The sequence below is a fragment of the Izhakiella australiensis genome, assembly GCF_002006995.1.
Lineage (GTDB): Bacteria > Pseudomonadota > Gammaproteobacteria > Enterobacterales > Enterobacteriaceae > Izhakiella > Izhakiella australiensis.
Genome location: NZ_MRUL01000032.1, coordinates 1 through 23,870, shown reverse-complemented (window position 1 = coordinate 23,870; position 23,870 = coordinate 1). Strand labels below are relative to the sequence as shown.

The following is a 23,870-nucleotide window of genomic DNA, read 5'->3' as shown; positions in this document are numbered from 1 at the left end:
CTCGAATTAATGGAAGAGGTATCCACCCTAAAATCCAATCATATCAAATCGAATATGCATATGGGGGAGACGATAAGGGAGCTTGAACAACGAGCCGAAACAGCAGAGAAAGAGCTGGCGGCGCTGCATCAGTATCGCGCCCCGGTTGCTGTGCCGGATGGGAAACCTGCTGTCCTAACAGGCAAACTGATTGATTGGGTTTGCCTAACCTGCGTAGACGTCAGGAACGCAGCGGGATATTTCGAGGCGCAAGACAGTATCAACGAGATCCGCAGCACGCTGGAATCTCTGCAGATTGCTGTGCCGGATAAACATTATGATGCAGACGGCACTGCCTCCAGCGAAGCGGATATGGTCTGGAATAGCTGCATTGACGAGGTGCTGCGCCTCAACAGCGGGAGTACTCCATATGTCGATTAATCGTTGGCTCGGCAATAACCGTGGGCGCTGTCAGATGATACTCACTGAATACAAATTCGACCCTGAGACGAAAAAATCACGGTCTGTTTATTTTGTCAGGCATAACAGCAGCGTCAGCGGAACGGTACTGGAGCAATTTTTGACTGTCGAACAAGACTCCTTTGGACGATTTAAACCAGCGATAGCTCTTGATAATTTTCCAGAACAACTTAGTAATCGGGAATCAATGCTGAAGCTGGCCGATTGGCTACATCGCCTCGGCGTCGCAATTGAAGATAGCTGGAGCACAAACTAATGACTGAATCAGAAAAAGCGGGGCTGGTTGAATACTGCAAAGAGGAAATTGCACATTTGGAAAGGTGTGTGGATATGTGGCCTGAATCTATTTTAATGAAAATGGATTTGCATCTTCGTCAAATCTCCCTCGCCTCGCTGACGGCTGAGCCTGCTGCGTATGCACACAGGCTGGTTAACAAACACAGTGGTGTTACCCATCCGTGGCTTTACGGTGGCGCGGAGAGATCGCCAAGTGAGGGAGATATATTCCGCATCGAAGTTAATAAATTTTACTCCGACCCACCAGCGCCAGCTGTATCTGCCGGTTGGAAACTGGTGCCGGTTGAATTATTAGAAAATTTGCGCAGCGCTGCCCATTTTGAGAAATCCAGTTATGTTGCCAGCTTTGGAAGTCACATTGACGTTGGTAGATGGAAGAATGAATTCGATGAGCTTTCATCAATTTGCACTCAAATAGATAAATTACTGGCAGCCACGCCGGAGGATAAATGCTAATCGGCTACGTCCTCCTGATGCTCTCTGCTACTCCCCTCCCCGTTAGTGATGAAATCTACTCCCTCGAAGAATGCGAAAGCGTCAAAGCTGCAATTTTAGAGCGACGCAAAGTGACGCTGGAGTGTTCAGCCGTTTACCGATAGCCGCGAAAGCGGTTTTTTTACGCCTGGAGATAAATATGAATTTTGCAGACCCGATAGACGAAGCAGTAGCCCGTCAGCAGCAGACAATTGAAATTGCACTTGCTAACCGTACACGCACACCCCTGATTTACACCGGAGAATGCCATTGGTGCCGCGAGACAATATCAACCGGCGCATACTGCGATAGCGATTGCCGTGACGACCACCAGCAATATCTGAGGGCGCAGAGCCAGAGGGTGATGTGAATGCAGAGAAGCAGAACGCGCTCCGCGCCGTGGCACGACAATGTAACGATGCAATCAAATACGCAATAGCAGCCAACCCCTCCGCTAATCGCGACGACATATCCCGACCAATCATCAAATCCTACTACGAGAAAATAGCCCCGGCATTCAGGCTGGTCGATTTGCTATGGGCTATTGGTGTGATTAACGGAGTACTGAGAGAGCGAGAATGATAACCCTGACCCATATCCTGATTGCCGCTGTAATAGTGGTTATCTGTTATGAACTTTTTTCTAAATTATGACGCGAGGCAAATATGGAGCGATTCAGCCTTAGCAGGCAGCAGGCGGCTGATTTCATTGGCATTGATACCGATACATTAAGCCAATGGTGCAGGTCAGGTCGCATTGTTTACACGAGGAAAAACCCCGAAAAACCGAAATCCCCTTTTTTATTCACTCGCCAGGCATGTATTGCCGCGCTGAATAATCCGTTGCACACTGTCGCCGTGAGCGCGGGTGATGCACATGAGAAGGAGAAAACATGTCATTATTCCGTAGAGGGAATGTCTGGTACGGCAGCTACACAACGCCGGTCGGCAAAAGGATTAAAGAGTCTCTTGGGACAACGGACCGAAAGCAAGCTCAGGAGCTGCACGACCGGCGAAAAGCTGAGTTATGGAGAATAGAGCGACTGGGAGATTTCCCGGACGTTACGTTTGAAGAAGCATGCCTGCGCTGGCTTGAAGAAAAGGCGCATAAGAAATCACTTGATGCAGATAAAGGCCGGATTGGATTCTGGCTTATGCATTTTGAAGGTGTGTTGCTGAAGGATATTAGTGAGGCGAAGATTTACGCCGCAGTCGGCAGGATGACCAACCGAAAGGCAAGAGAGCGGTGGGAGCAGCGCGCTGTTTCAATGGCGAAGAAGGGACTGGATATCGGGGAGTATAAACCGGCTGCCGTTTCAATCTCTACCAAAGCAAAGCACCTGGCATTAATGAAAGCTATGATGCGTGCAGCTGAGCGGGAGTGGAAGTGGATTGAAAGGTCTCCCATTATCAAAGTGCCACAGGAAAGGAATAAGCGGGTTCGGTGGCTCGAACCCGTTGAAGCCCAGCGCCTGATTGATGAATGCCCTGAACCGCTGAAGTCTACCGTAGAGTTCGCTCTGGCGACAGGCCTGCGCCGGTCAAACATAGTCGATCTGAAATGGCAGCAAATTGACATGCAGCGCAAGGTGGCATGGATTTATCCGGAGGAAAGCAAATCAGGCAGAGCTATTGGCGTAGCGCTGAATGATCTGGCTTGCTCGGTGCTGCGCCGGCAGATAGGAAGGCATAACAGCTGGGTGTTCGTTCACACCGAAGCCGTTAAACGCAATGACGGGACTACTACGGCGGCGGTAAGGAAAATGCGGGTAGATTCAAATACGGCATGGCGGGCAGCACTTAAACGGGCAGGTATTGAGGATTTTCGCTTCCACGACCTGAGGCATACGTGGGCGAGCTGGTTAATTCAGGCCGGCGTTCCGTTATCGGCGCTTCAGGAAATGGGGGGATGGGAGAGCATCGAAATGGTTCAGCGATATGCGCACCTGGCACCTAATCATTTAACCGAGCACGCGAGGCAAATCGATGCGATTTTTAGCGCTTGCGTCCCAAATCTGTCCCATGTGGAAAAAATTGAAGTGGGAGGTAAGAGATAACTGATTGATTTATAATGGCACGCCCTACAGGATTCGAACCTGTGACCTACGGCTTAGAAGGCCGGTGCTCTATCCAGCTGAGCTAAGGGCGCATAGTAGAGTGGGTCGAATTATACGGTGACAGCCTGTCGAGTCAATGCTTTTGCCATTGACCCCATGCGAAGTGACGAGGTTATGACCAATACGCCTCGTTAGCTGCGTCCGTCACGATGTTCGTCAAGCGAGATGAGATTCTGTTCTGCCGGCATACTGTCGATGGGATCGGGCTTAAAGTGTGCATTGTAAGCTTCGCGAAACGCGTTCATTTCCCGGCTGTCCGGTTCCAGTTGGCGCAAAAAGCCGAGTGCCAGCAGCATCTGCTGGCGGCTGATGTCGGCAGGGATGCCGGCTTTGCGCAGGATGTAGCGCCAGCGCAGCTGGTTCTCTTCGCTGCTATCGACGATAAATACCTGCCAGATCAGCAGCACCACCGCGGCGTTACGCATCGTATCTTCGTCATCGCGGGCGATGTAGTCGGTAAATTCCTGCGCTGCGTTTTTCCCCATCAGCGAAAGCAGTGATTCAACGTGTACCGGCGGAACGTTAAGACGTTTGCTCAGCGCCTGCGCTGAGTGACGTGACGCGGCCGTCAGCAGCCGAAATCCAATAATAAACACCACGACAAGCGTGGTCAGCATTAACCAAATCATCACCGGGCCTGCTTATGAGTCAGCCTTGCATAATAGAAGCTATTTGCGGTAAGCAAAAGCGCCGTTTGTCTGAGTCAGAACCATTTCTTGCCTGACAGCCGCCCGCGCTTCTGACAAAATACCCCCATCTTGGTATTAATTCTCTACAGGTGAGTTGCCTCTCTGATGGTCGCAAAAATTATTGATGGTAAAGCCGTTGCTCAGCAGGTTCGTCTGGAAGTGGCCGAAAAGGTGCGCCAGCGCGTAGCGGCGGGCAAGCGGGCGCCGGGTCTGGCGGTGGTACTGGTGGGAGAAAACCCCGCTTCACAGATTTATGTCGGCAGTAAACGTCGCGCCTGCGAAGAAGTCGGTTTTATTTCCCGCTCCTACGATCTGCCCGCCGCAACCAGCGAGGCGGAGCTGCTGGCGTTGATCGATGCGCTGAATGATGACCGCGCGATCGATGGCATTCTGGTGCAGCTGCCGCTGCCGGCAGGTATTGATAACGTCAAGGTGCTGGAACGTATCGCACCGGATAAAGACGTCGATGGTTTTCATCCATATAACGTCGGGCGTCTGTGTCAGCGCGCGCCCAAGCTGCGCCCCTGCACGCCTCGCGGCATCGTGACCCTGCTTGAGCGTTACAACATCGACACCTACGGCCTGAACGCGGTGGTGGTGGGCGCGTCAAATATCGTTGGCCGGCCGATGAGTATGGAGCTGCTGCTTTCTGGCTGCACCACAACCGTCACCCATCGGTTTACCCGCGATTTACGTCATCACGTTGAGCATGCTGACCTGCTGATTGTCGCCGTTGGCAAACCGGGTTTTATTCCCGGCGAGTGGATCAAACCCGGCGCTATCGTGATTGACGTCGGCATTAACCGGCTGGAAAGCGGCAAGGTGGTGGGCGATGTGATCTTTGACCAGGCGGCGGAGCGCGCGGCCTGGATAACGCCGGTTCCCGGCGGCGTAGGTCCGATGACGGTGGCGACGCTCATTCAGAATACGCTACAGGCCTGTGAAGAATTTCACGATCGGGAGGCGCAGTAATGGCGACGTTTTCTCTGGGTAAACATGCGCATGTCGATCTTTGCGATCTGCTGAAGCTGGAAGGCTGGGTGGAGAGCGGCGCGGCGGCAAAAGGCACTATCGACGCCGGGCTGGTAACGGTCGACGGCCAGGTGGAAACCCGCAAGCGCTGCAAAGTTTTGCCGGGTCAGACGGTGGCCTTTGCCGGTCAGCGCGTTACCGTGGTGCAGTAATCAGCGACGCGCTCTCAAATTATCACCGTCTCCCCTTCCCGCTGCGCCAGCGTATAGTGCTTCACTTCGACGTGGCGGGCTATCAGCTCCGCCAGCGTTGGTGAATGGCTGGTGACCCAGAGCTGGCTGTAGCGGCTGGCTTCACCAATCAGCAGCGCCAGCGAGGGCAGCATGTCGGGATGCAAGCTGTTCTCCGGCTCGTTCAGCGCCATAAACGCCGGTGGACGCGGGCTGAGCAGCGCCACCACCAGGCACAGAAAGCGCAGCGTGCCGTCGGAAAGCTCAGCGCTCTCCAGCGGACGCAGTATGCCGCTACGCTCCATCATTATCTGAAAGCGTCCGCTCTGTTCTTCAACAAAAAAGCGGCTGTCGGCAAACGCCTGCTGCAGAATATGTTCCAGCAGTTCGTAATGGCCGCGTTCGCGGATGGTCTCGAAGGCCGCCGCCAGATTGGCGCCGTCATGGGCCAGCACCGGCGAACGAATCCCCACCTGCGGCGATCGCAGCGGCGAATGAGGCCAGACGGCGAACTCATGATAGAAACGCCAGCTGCGCAGGCTTTCGCGAACCTGTGAGATCTCCGGGTAAAGATGTGGCTCCGCCAGCTGACCGAATACCGAATCTTCCGGATGCAGACTGGCCGGATAGGCAACGCGCTCCCCATTGATATTACTGAGGAACGCCGTCTGATTTTGTCTGTCGAGCAGTTGAGAGGAAGGACGCCGACGGAAGCCGGTTTGCCAGACGCCCTCTTTTTTTACCAGCGGATCGAGGTTAAACAGGCTGATCAGCGGTTCGGGAAAGCCGATTTCCAGCTGGTAGTCAAAATCGTCCATCTCAACGGCCAGCATCAGGCGTTTGGCATCGCTGCGCTTGTCGCCGCGACGCAGTCCGCCGGCCCACATGGCTTTCTGGATACCGCCCTCTTCCGCCAGCGCCGACGAAAGACGGCCGCAGGCGGCCTCGTGCAGCAGGCGCACCGCTTTATACAGGTTGGATTTGCCGCAGCCGTTAGGGCCGCTGATAACGTTGAGCTGCGCCAGCTCCAGCTCAATGTTACGTACTGAGCGAAAGCCTGCCAGGGTGAGCTTGTTTATCGACATAATGACAATAAAAAAGTAAGCGCCCCCGGTAACGAGGGCGGGTTAACTATTTGCGTCGCCAGGTGGTGCCCTGAGGTCCATCTTCCAGCACGATGCCCATCGCCGTCAGCCGGTCGCGGGCTTCGTCGGCTTTGGCCCATGCTTTATCTTTGCGAGCGTCCAGACGAGCCTGGATTAGCGCTTCGATTTGCGCCACTTCATCATCATTTTGCTGCGCGCCGCTTTGCAGGAACTGTTCAGGACTCTGCTCCAGCAGGCCCAGCACCGCACCAAGCTGACGCAGGCGAGCAGCCAGACCGTTGGCCGCCGCGCTGTCTTCGCCTTTCAGGCGATTGACTTCGCGAGCCAGATCGAACAGCACGGAATAAGCTTCCGGCGTGTTGAAGTCGTCGTCCATTGCCTCGCGAAACCGCGCTTCGAACGCTTCTCCACCGGCGACGGCAGCGTTCGGATCGGTGTGACGCAGCGCGGTGTAAAGCCGCTCCAGCGCGGCACGGGCCTGCACCAGATTATCTTCGCCGTAGTTGAGCTGGCTGCGATAGTGGCCCGACAGCAGAAAATAGCGCACCGTTTCGGCGTCAAAATGCTGCAGCACGTCGCGTACGGTAAAAAAGTTGCCCAGTGATTTGGACATCTTTTCCCGATCGATCATCACCATGCCGGAGTGCATCCAGTAATTGACGTAGGTGCCTTCATGCGCACAGCTGGACTGCGCCAGCTCGTTCTCATGATGGGGAAACATCAGGTCGGAACCACCGCCGTGCAGATCGAAATGTTCACCCAGCTGCTTGCAGTTCATCGCCGAGCACTCAATATGCCATCCCGGGCGCCCTGCGCCCCACGGCGACGACCAGCTCGGCTCGCCTTCTTTGGCCATTTTCCACAGCACAAAATCCATCGGGTTGCGCTTCACCTCCGCGACCTCGACGCGGGCGCCTGCCTGCAGCTGTTCAAGATCCTGACGCGAAAGCTGACCATAGTCGGCATCGCTGTCAACGGCGAACAAAACGTCGCCGTTCTTCGCCACATAGGCATGATCGCGGGCGATCAGCTTTTCAGTCATTTCGATGATTTCAGCGATATGGCGGGTGGCACGCGGTTCGAGATCCGGCGGCAGAATATTCAGCGCGCTAAAATCGCGATGCATCTCGGCGATCATCCGGTTAGTCAGCTGCTCAACGCTTTCACCGTTCTCATTAGCGCGCAGGATAATTTTGTCGTCAATATCGGTAATATTGCGCACATATTTCAGGTCAAAGCCGAGATAACGCAAATAGCGCGCAATGACGTCAAAAGCGACAAAAGTACGGCCATGGCCGATATGACAGAGATCGTAAACGGTGATACCACACACGTACATGCCCACCTTACCGGCATGAATGGGTTTAAATTCCTCTTTTTGACGACTCAGGGTGTTAAAAATCTTTAGCATTGAGACATTCCGTTCGTACGTGTGGTTATAAGTTAATGCAGCTCTGTTCTCTTATTGTGCCCTGGTGTTGTCGTGAGCGCTACGGTAAACAGGAATTCTCCGTCCAGGTCGGGTGCTGACGCCAGAGGGCATTTTGTGATATAAGTCGATGCTGATTGAGCCCGGGGTCAGAGCGCCCACGGGAATGCGAGACGTTAACCTTTACAGGAACAGATTATGGTTACTTTCCAGACAAACCACGGCAATATCGTGATCAAAACCTTTGATGACAAAGCGCCCGCCACCGTTCAGAACTTCCTGGATTACTGTCGTGAAGGTTTTTACGACAACACCATCTTCCACCGGGTGATTAATGGCTTTATGGTTCAGGGCGGCGGTTTTGAGCCAGGCATGAAACAAAAAGCGACGAAAGATGAAATCAAAAACGAAGCAAACAACGGCGTAAAAAACACCCGTGGCACGCTGGCAATGGCCCGTACTCAGGCTCCGCACTCCGCCACCGCGCAGTTTTTCATCAACGTGGTCGATAATGACTTCCTGAACTTCCGTGATGAAAGCCTGCAGGGTTGGGGTTACTGCGTATTTGCCGAAGTGGTTGAAGGTATGGACGTGGTCGATAAAATCAAAGGCGTTTCCACCGGCCGCAGCGGCATGCATCAGGACGTGCCGAAAGAAGACGTGGTTATTGAGAAAGTGACTATCAACGAATAATGCCCGCCACGCTTTTTATTGCAGATATTCATCTGTCACAAGACGAACCGGCAATTACTGCCGGTTTTCTTTCCTTTCTCGCTCGCGAGGCGCCGGGCGCGGATGCGCTTTATATTCTTGGCGATCTGTTTGAGGTATGGATTGGCGATGACGATCCTAACCCGCTGCATCAGCAGGTTGCCGCCGCGCTTCGTCAACTCAGTGAGAGCGGCGTGCGCTGCTACTTTATTCACGGCAACCGGGATTTTCTGCTGGGTCAGCGCTTTGCGCGCAGGGCCGGTATGCAACTGCTACCTGCTGAGCAGATCGTCAATCTGTACGATCAGCGGCTACTGATTATGCACGGCGATACCTTATGCACCGATGATGCTGGCTATCAGCGTTTTCGCCGTCAGGTTCACCGGCGCTGGCTGCAACGCCTGTTCCTTGCCCTGCCCCTTGCCGTGCGCCAGCGCATCGCCAGCCGCATGCGCAATAATAGCCGTCAGGCGAATCAGCACAAATCGCTGGAAATCATGGATGTTAATCAGCAGGCGGTTGAACAGGTAATGACGCATTATCAGGTGCAGCGTCTGATACACGGCCATACTCATCGTCCCGCCGTACACGCCTTAGAGGTAAACCATGCTGCGGCCGAACGCATGGTGCTCGGCGCCTGGCATCATGAGGGTTCAATGATAAAAGTGACCCCTGACGGCGCGCAGTTCATCGCTTTTCCACTGTAAATTTCTCCGGGACGGATGTTGCCAGCGCGCCAACGCAACCGTTTTCCTTGCCCGTTGGACGTGCTATTCTCTGTGCCCTTCATACTGACCGCCAGATGCCTGCGTTATCGTTCAGCAGGCTGATAATCACAGGAGCCTGACCGCATGTCTTCAACCGCCACACCGGCCCGTATCGCTATCGTTATGGGTTCTAAAAGCGACTGGGCAACCATGAGCTTTGCCGCTGAGATCCTCGATAGTCTGCAGGTGTCCTATCACGTTGAAGTGGTCTCAGCGCACCGCACGCCAGATAAACTGTTCAGCTTTGCCGGGCAGGCCGCTGATAACGGCCATCAGGTGATTATCGCCGGCGCCGGCGGCGCGGCGCATCTTCCGGGCATGCTGGCGGCTAAAACGCTGGTGCCGGTGCTTGGCGTGCCGGTTCAGAGCGCGGCGCTTAGCGGCGTTGACAGCCTGTATTCCATCGTGCAGATGCCGCGCGGCATCCCGGTTGGCACTCTGGCGATCGGTAAAGCCGGCGCGGCTAACGCTGCCCTGCTGGCAGCGCAGATCCTGGCGCTGCACGATGCACCGCTGTCACAGCGACTGGCGGACTGGCGGCAACGCCAGAGCGATGAGGTGCTGGAAAATCCCGATCCGAGGGCGCAGGCATGAAGCCGGTTTGCGTACTGGGCAACGGCCAGCTTGGCCGTATGCTGCGCCAGGCGGGCGAACCGCTGGGCATCGCGGTCTTTCCGGTCGGCACCGACGCACAGCCGGAATCATTGCCGATTCAACAAAGCGTCATCACCGCTGAAATCGAGCGCTGGCCAGAGACGGCGTTAACCCGCGAGCTGGCAAGCCACAGCGCGTTCGTTAACCGTGACATCTTTCCACGCCTGGCGGATCGCCTGACGCAAAAGCAGCTGCTGGATGAACTGGGGCTGGCCACCGCGCCCTGGCAACTGCTGCAGGATGAAGCCGAATGGCCGCAGATTTTTACCCGGCTGGGCGAACTGGCCATCGTTAAGCGCCGTACCGGCGGCTACGATGGTCGCGGTCAGTGGCGCCTGCGCGCCGATGAGGTCGCCAGCCTGCCCGCTGAATGTTACGGTGAATGTATCGTTGAGCAGGGGATTAATTTCTCCGGCGAAGTGTCGCTGGTCGGCGCCCGCGCCAATGACGGCAGCACGGTATTTTATCCACTGACGCACAATTTGCATCAGGAGGGCATTCTGCGCACCAGCGTGGCGCTGCCGGAGCCGGATGAACGGCTTCAGCGTCAGGCTGAGCATATGCTGAGCGCCATCATGAACCAGCTCAGCTACGTCGGCGTAATGGCGATGGAGTGCTTTATCGTCGCCGACGGACTGTTGATTAACGAACTGGCGCCGCGCGTACACAACAGCGGCCACTGGACGCAAAACGGCGCCTCAATCAGCCAGTTTGAATTGCATCTGCGCGCCATTCTCGAGCTGCCGCTACCGACGCCGGTGGTCAGCTCGCCGGCCGTTATGGTTAACCTGATCGGCACCGAGCTGGATTATCAGTGGCTCGACCTGCCGCTGGTGCATCTGCACTGGTATGAAAAAGAAGTGCGTTCCGCCCGTAAGGTCGGCCACCTTAATCTCAGCCATCCGGATGCGATGACCCTCAGCCTGACCCTGAAAGCGTTGCAGTCGATGCTGCCGCAAGAGTACGCTTCCGGCATTAGCTGGGCGCTGAGTCGGCTGGCGTAATCTGGCGCTGTCTGGCGCGCCATCCGAGAATAATGCCTGAATCAGCCGCAGCGAGTCTGCGGCTGCCCGCCGCTAATGCGGGCCTGCCCCGACAGCATTTTGCCTTGGCGCAAAGCCTGCCGGATGACCTTCCCCTACCGGCAGGTTACGCTATCGCTTAGCTAACGCGTCGTTGCATCGGCTATTCCGCGTTATACAGGCGGTACAGCGCTTTGCCCTTAAGCAGACGCACGCCGAGCCAGCCTCCGCACAGCGCCAGCAGCAGCGCGCCGGTCAGCGGCAAGGTCAGCCACAGCGCCCAGTCTGGCTCCCAGGGAAAATCAAAGACCTTACGCTGCAAACCCCAGAGCGCGGCTTCAGCGCCGATGGTCGCCGCGACCCCGGATATCAGCCCCAGCAGAGCAAACTCACTCCACAGCGTGCGCTGTAGCAGGCGCTTACCGGCGCCAAGGGTACGGTATACCATCAGTTCCTGACGCCGCTGGCGCATCCCGACCTGAATCTGCGCCAGCAGCAATAGCAGGCCACAGGCTATCACCAGCACCACCATCACCTCCAGCGCCCGACTAACCTGATTCAGCACCTGACCAACCTGGCGCAGGATGTTGCCAACGTCGAGCAGACTCAGGGTCGGGAAAGCGCGATTTAGCTGAACCAACAGCGGATTGTTGTCATGCAGGCGGAAGCTGGTCAGCCAGCTTTGCGGCTGCTCGTCGAGCGCGCCGGGTGGGAAGATAAAGAAAAAATTGGGCCGCAGGTTTTCCCAGTCCACCTTGCGCAGGCTGGTTATTTTCGCCGAAAAATCCTGCGTATCGCCGGTAAATGTCAGGGTATCGCCGATGCCGACGCCAAGCCGTTCCGCCACGCCCTGCTCCACCGAAACCTCACCGGCACGCGGCGGCCAGCTGCCGCTGACCAGCGGGTTCTGCGGCGGCAGGCTATCGCCCCAGGTCAGGTTCAGCTCACGATTCAGCGCATTGTCGAGATTCGGATCGGCTGGCTGGTGATTCAGTTGGGTCAGCCTGGCGCGTACGATAGGATAAAACCGCTGCGGCGTAATCTGATGCTGGCGCAGAAAATCCTGCACCTGCGGCACCTGTTCCGCCGTCAGATTGAGCAAAAAATAGTTAGGGCTGTCTGGCGGCAGCTGCTGCTGCCAGCGGTCCAACAGATCGCCGCGCATAATCAGCAGCAGCGCCAGCAGCATAAAAGAGAGTGAAAACGTCGCCAGCTGGCTGAGGGTCACCCACGGCTGGCGCAGCAGTCGGTTAATCGCCAGCCGCAGCGCCAGCTGGCGTACGTTTAACCGCCGCAGCCCCTGCAACACCAGCCATCCTAGCACCGCCAGCATCAGGGCCAGCAGCACGATACCGCCCGAAAGGGCCCATAGCAGCTTGCTGCCGCCGACCAGCAGCGCCAGCATTGCCACCACGATCAGCGCTGCCGCTGGCAGATAATATTTCAGCGGCCAGACCCGGGCTATGGCATCGCGGCGCAGCACCCGCAGCGGCTGGGTTGCCAGCAGCAAACGCCAGGGACGCAGCCCCACCAGCAGCGAAATGACGAACAGCGAGCCCAGCGCCCACAGCCACGGCCAGCCGCTGGCGGCGGGTAAGGCGGCGGGCAACACCGGTTTGAGCATCACCAGCAGCAGCGCTTCAACGCCCTGACCGACCAGCGCGCCGCTGACGGCGGCCAGCAGCAGGATTGCCAGCCACTGGCCGATAAGCAGTTTACGCAGCATCGCTTTACCGGCGCCGAGGGTTTTCAGCACCGCGACCAGATCGTAACGGCTGCGGCCGTAGTGGCTCATTGCGACCGCAACGGCGGCAATCGCCAGCATCAGCGTCAACAGCGCCGACAGCAGTAAAAACTGCTGGGCTCGCTGCATGGAAAGCCCCAGCGCATCCTGCGAATTCTCCACGCTGAGCCAGCGCTGATCCGGGCGGATATGCTGCTCTATGTAGCTATCGTAAGCGGCTAACTGACTGGGATTGCCGGAAAATTTATAGCGCCAGGTCAGGCGGCTACCGGGCTGCACCGCGCCGGTGGCCGCGACGTCGGCCAGATTCATCAATACCCGGGGCGCGGTCTGAAAAGGATTGAAGCCGCCATCCGGTTCCAGAATGACCTCACCGGCCACGCGCAGACGGGTGTCACCAACCTCCAGGCTGTCGCCGGTTTTTAGCCCCAGCAGCGCCAGCAGCCGCGGCGCCACCAGCACCGTGCCTGCCTGCGGCTTAAGACCCGGCGGCTCGGTTTGCAGCGTGCCGAACATCGGGTAGCGATCGTCAACGGCTTTCACCGACGCCAGCTGCGGGCTGTCAGCGGCAAACGTCATGGTCATAAAGCTGAGCTGCCGGCTGACCTGCAAGCCAGCCTTTTGCGCCTGCTCAAGCCATGCTGATGGCGCCTCGCGCGGCGAGCTAAGGGTGCGGTCGCCAGCCATGAAATCCCGGCTTTGCTGGGTGAGTCCTTTTTCCATGCGATCGCCGATTGATCCTAACGCCAGCACGCAGGCCACCGCCAGGCTGAGCGCCAGCCAGACAATCAGCAACGAGGGCGAGCGCAGTTCGCGCCAAAACCAGCGGGCGATCATGACTCCTCCCATAATTTGCCATCGCGCAGGCGCAGACGACGCTGGCAGCGGGCGGCCAGCTGTTCGTCATGGGTTACCAGGATTAAGGTTGTGGCATGATCGCGGTTAAGCGAAAACAGTAAATCAGCAATGCGCTCGCCGGTGTGGCGATCAAGATTACCGGTAGGTTCATCGGCGAACAGCAGGCCAGGACGCCCGCTGAATGCCCGCGCCAGCGCTACCCGCTGCTGCTCACCGCCGGAGAGTTGTGCGGGCAAATGCTGTAAACGCTCGCCAAGCCCCAGCTGCTCCAGCAGCGCTCTGGCCTGCTGGCGGCTGCGCTTATCGCTTTCGCCGCGCAGCAGCGCCGGCAGCTGAACGTTCTCCAGCGCATTCAGAGTCGGCACCAGCATGAATGACTGAAACACGAAGCCAACATGCTGCGCCCGCAGCGCGGCGCGCTGTTCTTCGTTTAACCGATGCAGCGGTTGTCCCATCAGCATCACTTCACCATCACTGCCATCATCCAACCCGGCAAGGATGCCTAATAGCGTCGACTTACCCGAACCTGACTCGCCAATCAGGGCGATGCTTTGCGCTGGTTTGACAACCAGCTCAACTCCGGTAAGGATGGAGAGCTGATTTTCCCCCTGACCGACGGACTTACTAAGACGATGAACTTCAACAATGTTTTCCGCTGGCATTACCTGTTCCTGTTATTATTAACCCTGTTTGCCGTGCCGGCTGGCGCGGCGCAAAAGTTACTGGTTCTCGGCGACAGTCTCAGCGCCGGGTATAGGATGCCGGCCGGGGTCGCCTGGCCGCACCTGCTAAACGACAAGTGGCAACACGCTCCTGAAGTGATTAACGGTAGCATAAGCGGCGATACCGCCGCGCAGGGACTGGCGCGTCTGCCCGCGTTGCTGAAGCAGCATCAGCCGACCTGGGTTCTTATTGAGCTGGGCGGCAACGATGGCCTGCGGGGATTTCCGCCACAGAATATCGCCAGCGACCTGCAAAAAGCCATCGATGCGGTTAAGGCAGCGCACGCACAGCCAATGCTGATGCAGATCCGCCTGCCCGCTAACTATGGTCGGCGCTATACCGAGGCCTTCAGCGCTATCTACCCTGAGCTTGCCCGTAAAAACGACGTTCCGCTGGTGCCATTTTTTATGGAGCAGGTTTACGTTAAGCCAGAGTGGATGCAACAGGACGGTATTCACCCTAACCCGGACGCGCAGCCTTTTATTACCGGGCTAATGGATAACGCGCTTAAGCCGTTAGTTAAACACGAATAAAACGGGCTTCGTTCCCCTGACAGGTAAAGTTATGCAAAAAGCGGTATTAATTACCGGATGTTCCAGTGGTATCGGCCTTGCCGCCGCCAATGATTTGCTGCAACGCGGCTATCAGGTTCTGGCCGCTTGTCGTAAAGCTGAAGATGTGGAGCGCATGAATCAGCTGGGTTTTACCGGCATTCAGCTCGATTTAGACGATGCGCAAAGCGTGGATCGCGCCGCACAGGAGGTGCTGGCTGCCTGTAATAATCGCCTGTATGGCCTGTTCAATAACGGCGGCTACGGCGTTTATGGTGATTTGCAAACGGTTAGCCGCCAGCAGCTTGAGCAGCAGTTTTCCACCAATCTGTTTGGTACCCATCAGCTGACCATGCAACTGCTGCCGGCTATGCTGGCGCAGGGAGAGGGGCGCATTATTAACACCAGCTCGGTGATGGGCCTGATTTCAACCGCCGGTCGCGGCGCCTATGCGGCCAGCAAGTATGCGCTGGAAGCCTGGAACGATGCGTTGCGCCATGAGCTGCACGGCAGCGGCATTCGCGTCAGCCTGATCGAACCCGGTCCGATTGCCAGCAGCTTCACCGCTAACGTCAATCAGACCCGCCACGATAAGCCGGTGAAAAATCCCGGTATCGCCGCCCGTTTTACCCTGCCGGCCGAGGCGATACTACCGCCGCTGCGTCACGCGCTGGAAAGCCGACATCCAAGACTGCGCTATCCGGTAACCTTAGTGGCCTGGGCAATAACCGTTTTGCGCCGCCTGCTGCCAGCGGCGATAATGGATCGGATACTGCGTGTAAAATAAACCAACAGGGATCTTGCCCCTTGATCATCGCGGCAATGCCCCCATAAGTGATCGAAACCCAGTTAAAAGAGACTTTCCGCATGTCACCACAAGCTACCGTTATTAATATTACCGAGTCGAATCTGCACCAGACGCTGGAACAATCCATGCAAATGCCGGTGCTGTTTTACTTCTGGTCAGCGCGCAGCCAGCACTGTGAACAGCTGACGCCGGTGCTGGACCGACTGGCGCAGGAATATGCGGGACAGTTTATCCTCGCTAAGCTGGATTGCGACGCCGAGCAAGCGGTCGCGTCCCAGTTCGGCCTGCGCGCCATCCCAACCGTTTATCTGTTCCAGAATGGGCAGCCCGTCGATGGATTCCAGGGACCGCAGCCTGAAGAAGCTATCCGCGCGCTGCTGGAAAAAGTGCTGCCGAAGCCTGAAGAGCTGAAAGCGCAGGAAGCGCTGGCGCTGATGGATGAAGGCAAACACCTGGAAGCGCTGCCGCTGCTAAAAGAGGCCTGGCAGCTCAGCAACCAGAGCAGTGAAATCGGCTTTTTGCTGGCCGAAGTGCTGATCGTCTTAAACCGCAGCGAAGAGGCAGAGGCGGTGTTGAAGGTCGTACCGCTGCAGGACCAGGACACGCGCTATCAGGGATTAATTGCACAAATTGACTTATTGAAGCAGGCGGCAGACACCCCGGAAATTCAGCAGCTGCAGCAGCAGCTGGAAAGCGAACCGGAAAACGCCGAGCTGGCTAGCAAGCTGGCGCTGCAGCTGCATCAGGTCGGGCGTAACGAAGAGGCGCTGGAGTTACTGTTCAGCTTCCTGAAAAAAGATTTAGCCGCCGCCGACGGCCAGGCGCGCAAAATGCTACAGGAAATTCTGGCGGCGCTCGGCACCGGCGACGCACTGGCGGCTAAATACCGCCGTCAGCTCTACTCCCTGCTTTACTGATCGGCGCGGCGGGCAATGCCCGCCGCTATTTTTTACCGGCGCAGCAGCCCGCCAGATTATTAATTATCGGGCAATCGGCGCTGTCATCTCCCGGACATTGCTCCGCCAGCGTCAGCAGACGCGTTCGCATCCGGTTTAGCTCGGCAATGTGATTTTCAATCTCCGCGACCTTTTGCAGGGTGCGCTTTTTGACGTCTGCGCTATGCCGCTGTGGATTATTAAACAGCTGCACCATCTCGCGGCATTCGTCCAGATTAAAGCCCACCTGGCGCGCCTGACGCAGCAGCGTCAGCTCTTCAATATGCCGGGCATCGTAGCGGCGATAGCCGTTCTCGCTGCGCAGCGGCGGCGTTACCAGCCCCTTTTCCTCATAAAAACGGATGGCCTTATTGGTCAGCCCGGTGCGTTTTGCCACATCGCTGATATTCACGCTTTTACTCCTTGACCTTAACCTTGATGGAAGGTCTAACCTTGATAGCACTAGCAAAGCAGGATTACAAACTACAGGAGTCAAACATGTCTCACACTATTTTGCTTAGTCTGGAGGGCCTTTCCTGCGGCCACTGCGTTAAACGGGTAAAAGAGGTGCTCGAACAGCGCAGTGATGTACAGGACGCTGAGGTGTCGCTGAATGAAGCCAGAGTAACGGGTGAAGCCAGCGCGGAAGCACTGGTCGCCGATATTGAAAATGCCGGCTACCACGCCGCTATCGCTAACGGCAGCACCTCCCCAAAAACTGAACCGCTGGCAGACAGCCATCAGCCGCCGGAAGCGCTGGCAGCGGACAATCAACGGCTTCCGGCAAGCGATGAAACCTACCATTTACTGATAGACGGAATGAGCTGCGCCAGCTGTGTCAGCCGGGTGGAAAAAGCCTTGAACGCCGTTACCGGCGTTCGCCAGGCCAGGGTTAACCTGGCGGATCGCAGCGCGCTGGTGCTGGGCGAGACCGATCCACAACGGCTGATAGCCGCCGTGCAGCAGGCGGGCTATGACGCGGAGGCGATTGAAGATGATGAAAGCCGCCGCGCGAAACAGCAGGACACCGCTCGCCGCGCGGTGCGCCGCTATGCATGGCAATCAGCGCTGGCACTGACCCTCGGCGTGCCACTGATGCTCTGGGGAATGATCGGCGACAATATGATGCTGACCTCAGCCAACCGCAGCGGCTGGCTGGCGATTGGCGTTGCCACGCTGCTGGTGATGGTACTGGCGGGTGGGCATTTTTACCGCAGCGCCTGGCGCAGCCTGCGCAACGGCAGCGCGACAATGGATACCCTGGTCGCCCTGGGCACCGGCGTGGCATGGATATACTCAATCAGCGTCAACCTGTGGCCCGATCGGGTGCCGGTCGAAGCGCGTCACCTCTACTATGAAGCCAGCGCGATGATAATCGGCTTAATCAACCTCGGCCATCTGCTGGAGCAGCGGGCGCGCCAGCGCTCTTCCCGGGCGCTTGAGCGCCTGATGGATTTAACGCCACCGATGGCAAGGGTGGTGGAAAACGGCAGCGAGCGCCAGCAGCCACTCAGCGAAGTGCAGACGGGCATGACGCTGCGAGTGATGCCCGGCGATCGGGTACCGGTGGACGGCGATATCATTCAGGGAGAAGCCTGGATCGATGAAGCGATGCTTACCGGCGAGGCGCTGCCGCAGCATAAAAAACCGGGTGACCCACTGTCTGCCGGTACCGTGGTTCAGGACGGCAGCGTGCTGTTTCATGCCAGCGCGGTAGGTAAGCAAACTACCCTGGCCCGCATTATTCAGCTGGTACAGCAGGCGCAAAGCAGCAAACCGCGTCTCGGTCAGCTGGCCGACCGTATTTCCGCCGTTTTCGTGCCGGTAGTGGTCGCAATAGCGCTAATCAGCGCAGCTATCTGGGCGCTGGTGGGGCCATCGCCCCATCTGGTCTACAGCCTGGTGGTCGCCACCACGGTATTAATTATCGCCTGCCCCTGCGCGCTTGGGCTGGCTACGCCGATGGCGGTGATCGCCGGCACTGGCCGCGCAGCGGAGCTTGGCATACTGGTTCGCGATGCCGATGCCCTGCAGCGGGCCAGCAGCGTCGATACCCTGGTTTTTGATAAGACCGGCACGCTGACCAAAGGCATCGCGGAAGTTATTTCTATTGAGACCTGGCAAAGCGTGAGCGAAAAGCAGGCGCTAAGCTGGGCAGCCGCGCTGGAGCAGGGCTCCGCTCATCCGCTGGCGCAGGCTATCCTGCGGCGCGCTGAAGGCATGGAGCTGCCGCAGGTAGAGCACTTCCGCCAGGCGGGCGGGCTGGGCGTCAGCGGCAGCGTTGCGGGACGCAGCCTGCTGCTGGGCAACGAAGACTTTCTGCGTCAGGCGGATATCGCCACGCAGCCGGTTGCCGATCGGCTACGCGCGCAGGCAGAACGCGGCGCAACACCGGTGCTGCTGGCCGCCGACGGCAAGGTCATCGCCCTGTTCTCGCTACGCGATCCGCTGCGGGATGAGAGCCAGCCCGCGCTGGCGCGTCTCCATCAGCAGGGCTATCAGCTCATCATGTTGACCGGCGATAATCCGATCACCGCCAGCGCCATTGCCCGTGAAGCCGGTATCGATCGGGTGATTGCCGGCGTGCGCCCGGAGGGTAAAGCGGCAGCGATCCGCCAGTTGCAGCAGCAGGGACATCAGGTGGCGATGATTGGCGACGGCATCAACGATGCGCCCGCGCTGGCGCAGGCAGAGTTAGGAATGGCAATCGGCAGCGGCAGCGACATCGCGGTGGAAAGCGCCGGCATCACGTTAATGCGTCCCCATCCCGGCAGCGTGGTCGATGCGCTGGCGCTGTCGCGCGCCACCCTGCGCAATATGAAGCAGAATCTGCTGGGCGCATTTTTCTATAACGCCTGCGGCATTCCGCTGGCAGCCGGGGTTCTCTGGCCGCTGACGGGCACGCTGCTAAGCCCGGTAGTTGCCGGCGCGGCGATGGCGCTCTCATCCATCACCGTGGTGGCAAATGCCAATCGCCTGCTGCGCTTTCGTCCCGATAAAGCAGACTAAGGCTGACCGCTGTTCTTACCGCCCGTAAGCAGGTAGCATGTTAAAACTAAACGCGGGAGGCGGTAATGGGCAAATTTGGCAGGGCAATTCAGACCTTATTTAAGGCACTTCTGCCGGGACGTTACAGCTGGCCTGCCATCGATATCCGTCTGGGCGGCAGTCATTTTCATCTGGTTGGCAGCATTCATATGGGGACGCGGGATATGCAGCCGCTGCCCCCGGCCTTGCTAAAAAAGCTGCTGCAGGCCGATGCCTTGATTGTTGAAGCGGATATCACCTCTGGCATCTCACCCTTCGGCCACAGCGCGCCCTGCGAGCCGCTGGAGTCTCGCCTCAGCCCCGCTCACTGGCAGCAGCTCAGCAAGCTCTGCGGCGAACTGGGCATTGATACCGGGGTTATCTCAACGCTGCCCGCCTGGCAGGTCGCGCTGATGCTGCAAGCGCAGCAGGCACAGCAGCTCGGGCTGCGCGCCGAATACGGCATTGACTATCAGCTGTTGTCATCGGCCCATGGTCGCGGGCAGCAGGTGATTGAGCTGGAAGGACCGCAGACGCAGCTGAGCCTGCTGGAGGCGCTGCCGGAGGGGGGGCTGCCACTGCTGGCAGATACGCTGATGCACTGGCATACCAACGCCAGGCTGCTTCAGACGATGATTAGCTGGTGGCTGGATGTACCGCCGGGCAATCCTGACTCACCCCTGCCCAGCACCTTCAGCAGCGGGCTGAACGATCTGCTGATGGATAGCCGCAACGATCTCTGGAACCAGAAACTGCGGGAACTGCCGGCGGGCAACTATGTGGTCGCCGTCGGCGCGCTGCATCTTTACGGCGAGCATAATCTGGCGGATTTGCTGAAAAAACGCTAAAAAAGAAGGCCAGTGTTGCTACTGGCCTGTCAAAGAATAGGTGCTTTTGATTCTGGTTATTGATCAGCAAGCGGTTTGCTGACGCGGAGCGCATTGTCACCCAAAGCGCAATTTTTAGCCAGCTCTTTTTTTCATCACTCTGCCTGCTGCTAACAGGTTTAAGGAACCAACCGTTATGACCCCTGCGGTAAAACTTCTGGAGCAACACCACATTTCCTTTACGCTGCACCCTTACGAACACGACAGCCAGGAAACCAATTTCGGTGATGAAGCCGTACGCAAACTGAATCTTGATCCAGCCCAGGTGTATAAAACGCTGCTGGTCGCCCTGAACGGCGATGCAAAGCAGCTGGCGGTCGCGGTCACGCCGGTCGCGGCGTTGCTGGATCTGAAAAAGGTTGCCAAAGCGCTGGCGGCGAAAAAGGCGGATATGGCCGATCCGCAGCTGGCGCAGCGGGTAACGGGCTACCTGCTTGGCGGCATCAGCCCTCTGGGGCAAAAAAAGCGCCTGCCGACGGTCATCGACAGCAGCGCCGGGCAGTACGCCACCGTCTTTGTTTCGGGCGGCAAGCGCGGGCTGGATATAGAGCTGGCGCCTGCCGATCTGGCCGATCTGCTTGCGGCCACCTTTGCTGACATCGCTAAAGACTGATCATCAACGCGGCGGCTGCGCAACCAGCCAGTCAACGATCCAACGCCCGGCGGGTCCGGGCGGCGAACGTCGCGACCATACGGCGTCCACCTGAATCTTTTGCGGCCAGCTTTTTACTGGCAGTTCCTTTAACTGCCGGTGACCAAACTGCTCTACCAGCCAGCGCGGCAGAACGCTCCAGCCAAACCCCTGCTCCGCCATTTCCAGCAGTAGCGGATAGGACGAGGCCAGCCAGCTGCCAGGAGACGGCGGCAGCGGCGATTTTTCCAGATAGGTATTGAGGCGCAGCTGACGGACTTTACTCAGCTCTTGCTCGGTCACCGAGCGCTGCGCGGCCAGCGGATGACTGCTATGCAGATAGATAGCCATCTGGCTTTCGACCTGCAAACGCGCGGTCATAATATCCGACGGATAAACGTGCTGGGCCCGCACCACGCCGACATGTACCCGGCCCTGCTGTAGCAGATCGATGACGTCTTCATCTTCAGCAATCATGCATTCAAACTCAATGTCAGGATAGCGTTGAGTCAGCTCGCGTAGCAGCAGCTCATGATGATCCGCCTGCCAGAAATCAGAAACCGCCAGCGTCAGGCCCGGCTCGATGCCGCCGGCCAGCCGTACGGCCAGCTCATCCAGCCGGGCACTGGCCTGCAAGATTTCTTTAACCTGCGCCAGCGCGCGCGTTCCCTGTTCAGTTAACACCGTAGCTCGCCCTTCGCGATGAAACAGGGTGAATCCAAGATCGCTTTCCAGATTAGCCACGGCGCTGCTAATGGTGGACTGACTTTTACGTAACGTCCGGGCGGCAGCCGAAAAGGAGCCGCTTTCGACAGTCTGCACGAATGCTTCCAGTGATTCCGGTGAATAACGCATTTATCTATCGCTTTTTTCGATGGCTACTAATTTCATTCTAGCAAAAACCCAGGAGAAAATGATGGCTGTTTTTAAGGAGGCATTATGCGTAACCGTACAATGAAAGAGCGTATAATTCACGCTGTTACCTTTGAGGTGCTGGCGATTGTGACCGTTTCACCCCTGGCCGCCTGGGTGATGAACAAGCCCCTGTTCCTGATGGGCTCGCTGGCAATAATGCTGTCGACGCTGGCGATGATCTGGAACATGATTTACAACGCCGGATTCGACCGCCTGTATCCACCAGGCGAGGCACGAAGCCCGCTCGTGCGCGTGCTGCACGCTTTAGGCTTTGAGGGTGGATTTATTTTAATCGGCCTGCCAACGGCAGCCCTGATGCTGAAGATTACGCTGCTCCAGGCATTTGTGCTGGAAATTGCATTCTTCCTGCTCTTCCTGCCGTTTACCATGCTGTATAACTGGGCTTACGATCGCCTGCGCGCGCGCCTGCTGGCCAGACGACAATGTTGCTCTCAATAAAAAACGGATGCCGTTTCTAACAACCCTGCGCCAACAGGCTTTTCTGCGCCAGGCGAATGAAGCCCGCCAGGGTGAGCCGCAGGGAGGCGGCGAAAGTGAGCGCGGCGTCGGGAACGGCCCGTACGGCGGGCAAACGGCATACCCTCATTGCTGCATGCCCGGCACCCAGGTCACAGAAGGCCCGACTGCTTTCCGCACCGGCACAAGCACGTCCGTGTGGCGAACTATGCAAACGGCATACCCTCATTGCTGCAAGCCCGGCACTCGGGTCGCAGAAGGCCCGGCTGCTTTCCGCACCGGCACAAGCACGTCCGTGTGGCCTGGCGCACGGCCATCCCTGGCCGCGAGCCTGCTGAAATCAGCCGGGCCTTCTCCTCCCCCGTAAACTTCCTCATCGCTTTAAGTAAAAAGATAAAAGCAGGTCTGCGCCGGGTTAAACACCAGCAACCTCACCTTAGCTTTTAAGCAGAAAATAATCACTGTCGTCAAAAACCCGCACCCAACGCCTTCATTGATTAAAACGGATGCCGACTTCAGCAAATCTATGCCCACGGTGTTATCGATTAAAAACGAATGCCATTTCTCACAAACCTGCGTTATCAGGCTTTTCTGCGCCGAGCGAATAAAGCCCGCCAGGGTGAGCCGCAGGGAGGCGGCGAAAGTGAGCGCTGCGTCGGGAACGCATCGCGAACGGCCCGTACGGCGGGCTGAAGTAGCAAGGGAATGGCGCAGCCACGCAGAAACCGCCGGAAGTCCGGGGTCAAGGGGCCATGACGTTTGATGGCCCCTTGCCGCTCGCCCGCAGCGGCGGGCAAATAAGCCACTCGCCGCACAGGCGAACGGAATACTTCACCGCAGGTGAAATAAGCCACCCGTCTGCCAGGCGAACGGAACAACCCACCGGCGGTGAAGAAATCAGCCACCCGTCATAACGCCGTTATCGATTAAAAACGGATGCCGTTTCTCACAAACCTGTATCAACAGGCTTTTCTGCGCCGAGCGAATGAAGCCCGCCAGGGTGAGCCGCAAGGAAGCGGCGGAAGTAAGCGCTGCGTCGGGAACGCATCGCGAACGGCCCGTACGGCGGGCTACATGCGTGAGGGAAGGGCGCAGCCACGCAGAAACTGCCGGAAGTCCTGGGTCAAGGGGCCATGACGTTTGATGGTCCCTTGCCGGTCGCCCGCAGCGGCGGGCAACTATGGCACCTGCCGTGCAGGCGAACGGAACAACCCACCATAGGTGAAATAAACAACCCACCTAAGGTGAATAAATCAGCCAGCCTGTAGCGGCGAAAAATTTTCTGCACTGATTTGGATGAATTTCTGCACTCGCGGGTATGGTGATGGTGAGTGCAGAAATTCGTGCAAATTAGATTAAAATACAATCAGTTCTTATAACACGGTTTC

Annotated in this window: 26 protein-coding genes and 1 tRNA gene; 18 read left to right on the top strand and 9 right to left on the bottom strand. The window is 57.6% G+C overall.

What is annotated here, in order from left to right; genetic code table 11:
- The 5 genes from BTJ39_RS24985 to BTJ39_RS23135 form a co-directional block, all read left to right on the top strand.
- A partial coding sequence (locus BTJ39_RS24985) for a hypothetical protein (RefSeq protein ID WP_176110415.1) occupies positions 1–420 on the top strand: 420 nt, incomplete at its 5' end.
- The gene (locus BTJ39_RS23160; protein ID WP_078005043.1) at positions 410–715 is read left to right on the top strand and encodes a hypothetical protein; all 306 of its coding nucleotides are present in this window, start codon (positions 410–412) and stop codon (positions 713–715) included. The genes BTJ39_RS24985 and BTJ39_RS23160, both read left to right, overlap by 11 nt.
- Complete coding sequence (locus tag BTJ39_RS23155) at positions 715–1,212, top strand: hypothetical protein (RefSeq protein WP_078005042.1); 498 nt, start codon at positions 715–717, stop codon at positions 1,210–1,212. The genes BTJ39_RS23160 and BTJ39_RS23155 overlap by 1 nt, the downstream gene beginning before the upstream one ends.
- 178 nt (positions 1,213–1,390) lie before the next feature.
- The gene (locus BTJ39_RS23150; protein WP_078005041.1) at positions 1,391–1,600 is read left to right on the top strand and encodes a hypothetical protein; all 210 of its coding nucleotides are present in this window, start codon (positions 1,391–1,393) and stop codon (positions 1,598–1,600) included.
- Between the two features lie 522 nt (positions 1,601–2,122).
- Positions 2,123–3,286 carry a tyrosine-type recombinase/integrase gene (locus tag BTJ39_RS23135; RefSeq protein ID WP_078005039.1) on the top strand — a complete coding sequence of 388 codons (1,164 nt, stop codon included), beginning with the start codon at positions 2,123–2,125 and terminating at the stop codon, positions 3,284–3,286.
- Positions 3,287–3,301: 15 nt separating this feature from the next.
- Here BTJ39_RS23135 and BTJ39_RS23130 read toward each other — a convergent pair.
- Together BTJ39_RS23130 and BTJ39_RS23125 are read right to left on the bottom strand one after the other, a co-directional pair.
- Positions 3,302–3,378, bottom strand: a tRNA-Arg gene (locus BTJ39_RS23130).
- A 99-nt stretch (positions 3,379–3,477) separates the two neighbouring features.
- Positions 3,478–3,975 (bottom strand): DUF1198 family protein, encoded by a 498-nt coding sequence (locus BTJ39_RS23125; protein ID WP_078005038.1) that lies wholly within the window; start codon positions 3,973–3,975, stop codon positions 3,478–3,480.
- A 165-nt stretch (positions 3,976–4,140) separates the two neighbouring features.
- Between BTJ39_RS23125 and folD the strand changes: the two genes are divergently transcribed.
- Both folD and ybcJ read left to right on the top strand, forming a co-directional pair.
- On the top strand, positions 4,141–5,007 hold the full coding sequence (gene folD / locus BTJ39_RS23120; RefSeq protein ID WP_078005037.1) for a bifunctional methylenetetrahydrofolate dehydrogenase/methenyltetrahydrofolate cyclohydrolase FolD: 867 nt from the start codon (positions 4,141–4,143) through the stop codon (positions 5,005–5,007).
- A complete protein-coding gene (gene ybcJ / locus BTJ39_RS23115) occupies positions 5,007–5,219 on the top strand; it encodes a ribosome-associated protein YbcJ (RefSeq protein WP_078005036.1) in 213 nt (70 codons plus the stop codon). The genes folD and ybcJ overlap by 1 nt, the downstream gene beginning before the upstream one ends.
- Positions 5,220–5,233: 14 nt before the next feature.
- On the opposite strand, the gene BTJ39_RS23110 is transcribed toward ybcJ, so the two are convergent.
- The gene (locus BTJ39_RS23110; protein ID WP_078005035.1) at positions 5,234–6,322 is read right to left on the bottom strand and encodes an AAA family ATPase; all 1,089 of its coding nucleotides are present in this window, start codon (positions 6,320–6,322) and stop codon (positions 5,234–5,236) included.
- 46 nt (positions 6,323–6,368) lie between these two features.
- Positions 6,369–7,754, bottom strand: coding sequence for a cysteine--tRNA ligase (cysS, locus tag BTJ39_RS23105; RefSeq protein WP_078005034.1), 1,386 nt, complete (start codon positions 7,752–7,754; stop codon positions 6,369–6,371).
- Positions 7,755–7,970: 216 nt separating this feature from the next.
- On the opposite strand from cysS, the gene ppiB reads away from it, so the two are divergent.
- The 4 genes from ppiB to purK all read left to right on the top strand — a co-directional run bounded on the left by ppiB (position 7,971) and on the right by purK (position 10,908).
- The gene (gene ppiB, locus BTJ39_RS23100; protein WP_078005033.1) at positions 7,971–8,465 is read left to right on the top strand and encodes a peptidylprolyl isomerase B; all 495 of its coding nucleotides are present in this window, start codon (positions 7,971–7,973) and stop codon (positions 8,463–8,465) included.
- Complete coding sequence (gene lpxH / locus BTJ39_RS23095; protein ID WP_078005032.1) at positions 8,465–9,190, top strand: UDP-2,3-diacylglucosamine diphosphatase; 726 nt, start codon at positions 8,465–8,467, stop codon at positions 9,188–9,190. Before ppiB ends, lpxH begins: the two co-directional genes overlap by 1 nt.
- A 144-nt stretch (positions 9,191–9,334) precedes the next feature.
- The gene (purE, locus tag BTJ39_RS23090; protein ID WP_078005031.1) at positions 9,335–9,844 is read left to right on the top strand and encodes a 5-(carboxyamino)imidazole ribonucleotide mutase; all 510 of its coding nucleotides are present in this window, start codon (positions 9,335–9,337) and stop codon (positions 9,842–9,844) included.
- On the top strand, positions 9,841–10,908 hold the full coding sequence (gene purK / locus BTJ39_RS23085; protein WP_078005030.1) for a 5-(carboxyamino)imidazole ribonucleotide synthase: 1,068 nt from the start codon (positions 9,841–9,843) through the stop codon (positions 10,906–10,908). Before purE ends, purK begins: the two co-directional genes overlap by 4 nt.
- Before the next feature lie 181 nt (positions 10,909–11,089).
- On the opposite strand, the gene ybbP is transcribed toward purK, so the two are convergent.
- Complete coding sequence (ybbP, locus tag BTJ39_RS23080; protein ID WP_078005029.1) at positions 11,090–13,507, bottom strand: putative ABC transporter permease subunit YbbP; 2,418 nt, start codon at positions 13,505–13,507, stop codon at positions 11,090–11,092.
- Positions 13,504–14,190, bottom strand: a complete 687-nt coding sequence (gene ybbA / locus BTJ39_RS23075; RefSeq protein WP_078005028.1) for a putative ABC transporter ATP-binding protein YbbA — start codon at positions 14,188–14,190, stop codon at positions 13,504–13,506. The genes ybbP and ybbA overlap by 4 nt, the downstream gene beginning before the upstream one ends.
- Here ybbA and tesA point away from each other — a divergent pair.
- The 3 genes from tesA to BTJ39_RS23060 all read left to right on the top strand — a co-directional run bounded on the left by tesA (position 14,161) and on the right by BTJ39_RS23060 (position 16,527).
- Complete coding sequence (gene tesA, locus BTJ39_RS23070; protein WP_078005027.1) at positions 14,161–14,784, top strand: multifunctional acyl-CoA thioesterase I/protease I/lysophospholipase L1; 624 nt, start codon at positions 14,161–14,163, stop codon at positions 14,782–14,784. The genes ybbA and tesA overlap by 30 nt on opposite strands.
- 31 nt (positions 14,785–14,815) lie before the next feature.
- Complete coding sequence (locus tag BTJ39_RS23065; RefSeq protein ID WP_078005026.1) at positions 14,816–15,589, top strand: SDR family oxidoreductase; 774 nt, start codon at positions 14,816–14,818, stop codon at positions 15,587–15,589.
- Positions 15,590–15,669: 80 nt separating this feature from the next.
- Positions 15,670–16,527, top strand: coding sequence for a co-chaperone YbbN (locus tag BTJ39_RS23060; protein ID WP_078005025.1), 858 nt, complete (start codon positions 15,670–15,672; stop codon positions 16,525–16,527).
- Between the two features lie 25 nt (positions 16,528–16,552).
- On the opposite strand, the gene cueR is transcribed toward BTJ39_RS23060, so the two are convergent.
- Positions 16,553–16,957 (bottom strand): Cu(I)-responsive transcriptional regulator, encoded by a 405-nt coding sequence (cueR, locus tag BTJ39_RS23055; RefSeq protein ID WP_078005024.1) that lies wholly within the window; start codon positions 16,955–16,957, stop codon positions 16,553–16,555.
- Between the two features lie 86 nt (positions 16,958–17,043).
- Between cueR and copA the strand changes: the two genes are divergently transcribed.
- From copA to ybaK, 3 genes are all read left to right on the top strand, one after another.
- Complete coding sequence (gene copA, locus BTJ39_RS23050) at positions 17,044–19,554, top strand: copper-exporting P-type ATPase CopA (RefSeq protein WP_078005023.1); 2,511 nt, start codon at positions 17,044–17,046, stop codon at positions 19,552–19,554.
- Between the two features lie 65 nt (positions 19,555–19,619).
- Entirely contained in the window at positions 19,620–20,420 is an 801-nt protein-coding gene (locus tag BTJ39_RS23045) for a TraB/GumN family protein (RefSeq protein WP_078005022.1), read from the top strand.
- A 175-nt stretch (positions 20,421–20,595) separates the two neighbouring features.
- Positions 20,596–21,072, top strand: coding sequence for a Cys-tRNA(Pro)/Cys-tRNA(Cys) deacylase YbaK (gene ybaK, locus BTJ39_RS23040; RefSeq protein ID WP_078005021.1), 477 nt, complete (start codon positions 20,596–20,598; stop codon positions 21,070–21,072).
- Positions 21,073–21,075: 3 nt separating this feature from the next.
- Here ybaK and BTJ39_RS23035 read toward each other — a convergent pair whose 3' ends face one another.
- Complete coding sequence (locus tag BTJ39_RS23035; protein ID WP_078005020.1) at positions 21,076–21,945, bottom strand: LysR family transcriptional regulator; 870 nt, start codon at positions 21,943–21,945, stop codon at positions 21,076–21,078.
- Between the two features lie 84 nt (positions 21,946–22,029).
- Here BTJ39_RS23035 and BTJ39_RS23030 point away from each other — a divergent pair, with 84 nt between their 5' ends.
- Positions 22,030–22,464, top strand: coding sequence for a multidrug/biocide efflux PACE transporter (locus BTJ39_RS23030; RefSeq protein ID WP_078005019.1), 435 nt, complete (start codon positions 22,030–22,032; stop codon positions 22,462–22,464).
- A 16-nt stretch (positions 22,465–22,480) separates the two neighbouring features.
- On the opposite strand, the gene BTJ39_RS25320 is transcribed toward BTJ39_RS23030, so the two are convergent.
- On the bottom strand, positions 22,481–22,612 hold the full coding sequence (locus BTJ39_RS25320) for a hypothetical protein (protein WP_277869801.1): 132 nt from the start codon (positions 22,610–22,612) through the stop codon (positions 22,481–22,483).
- Positions 22,613–23,870: the final 1,258 nt, after the last annotated feature.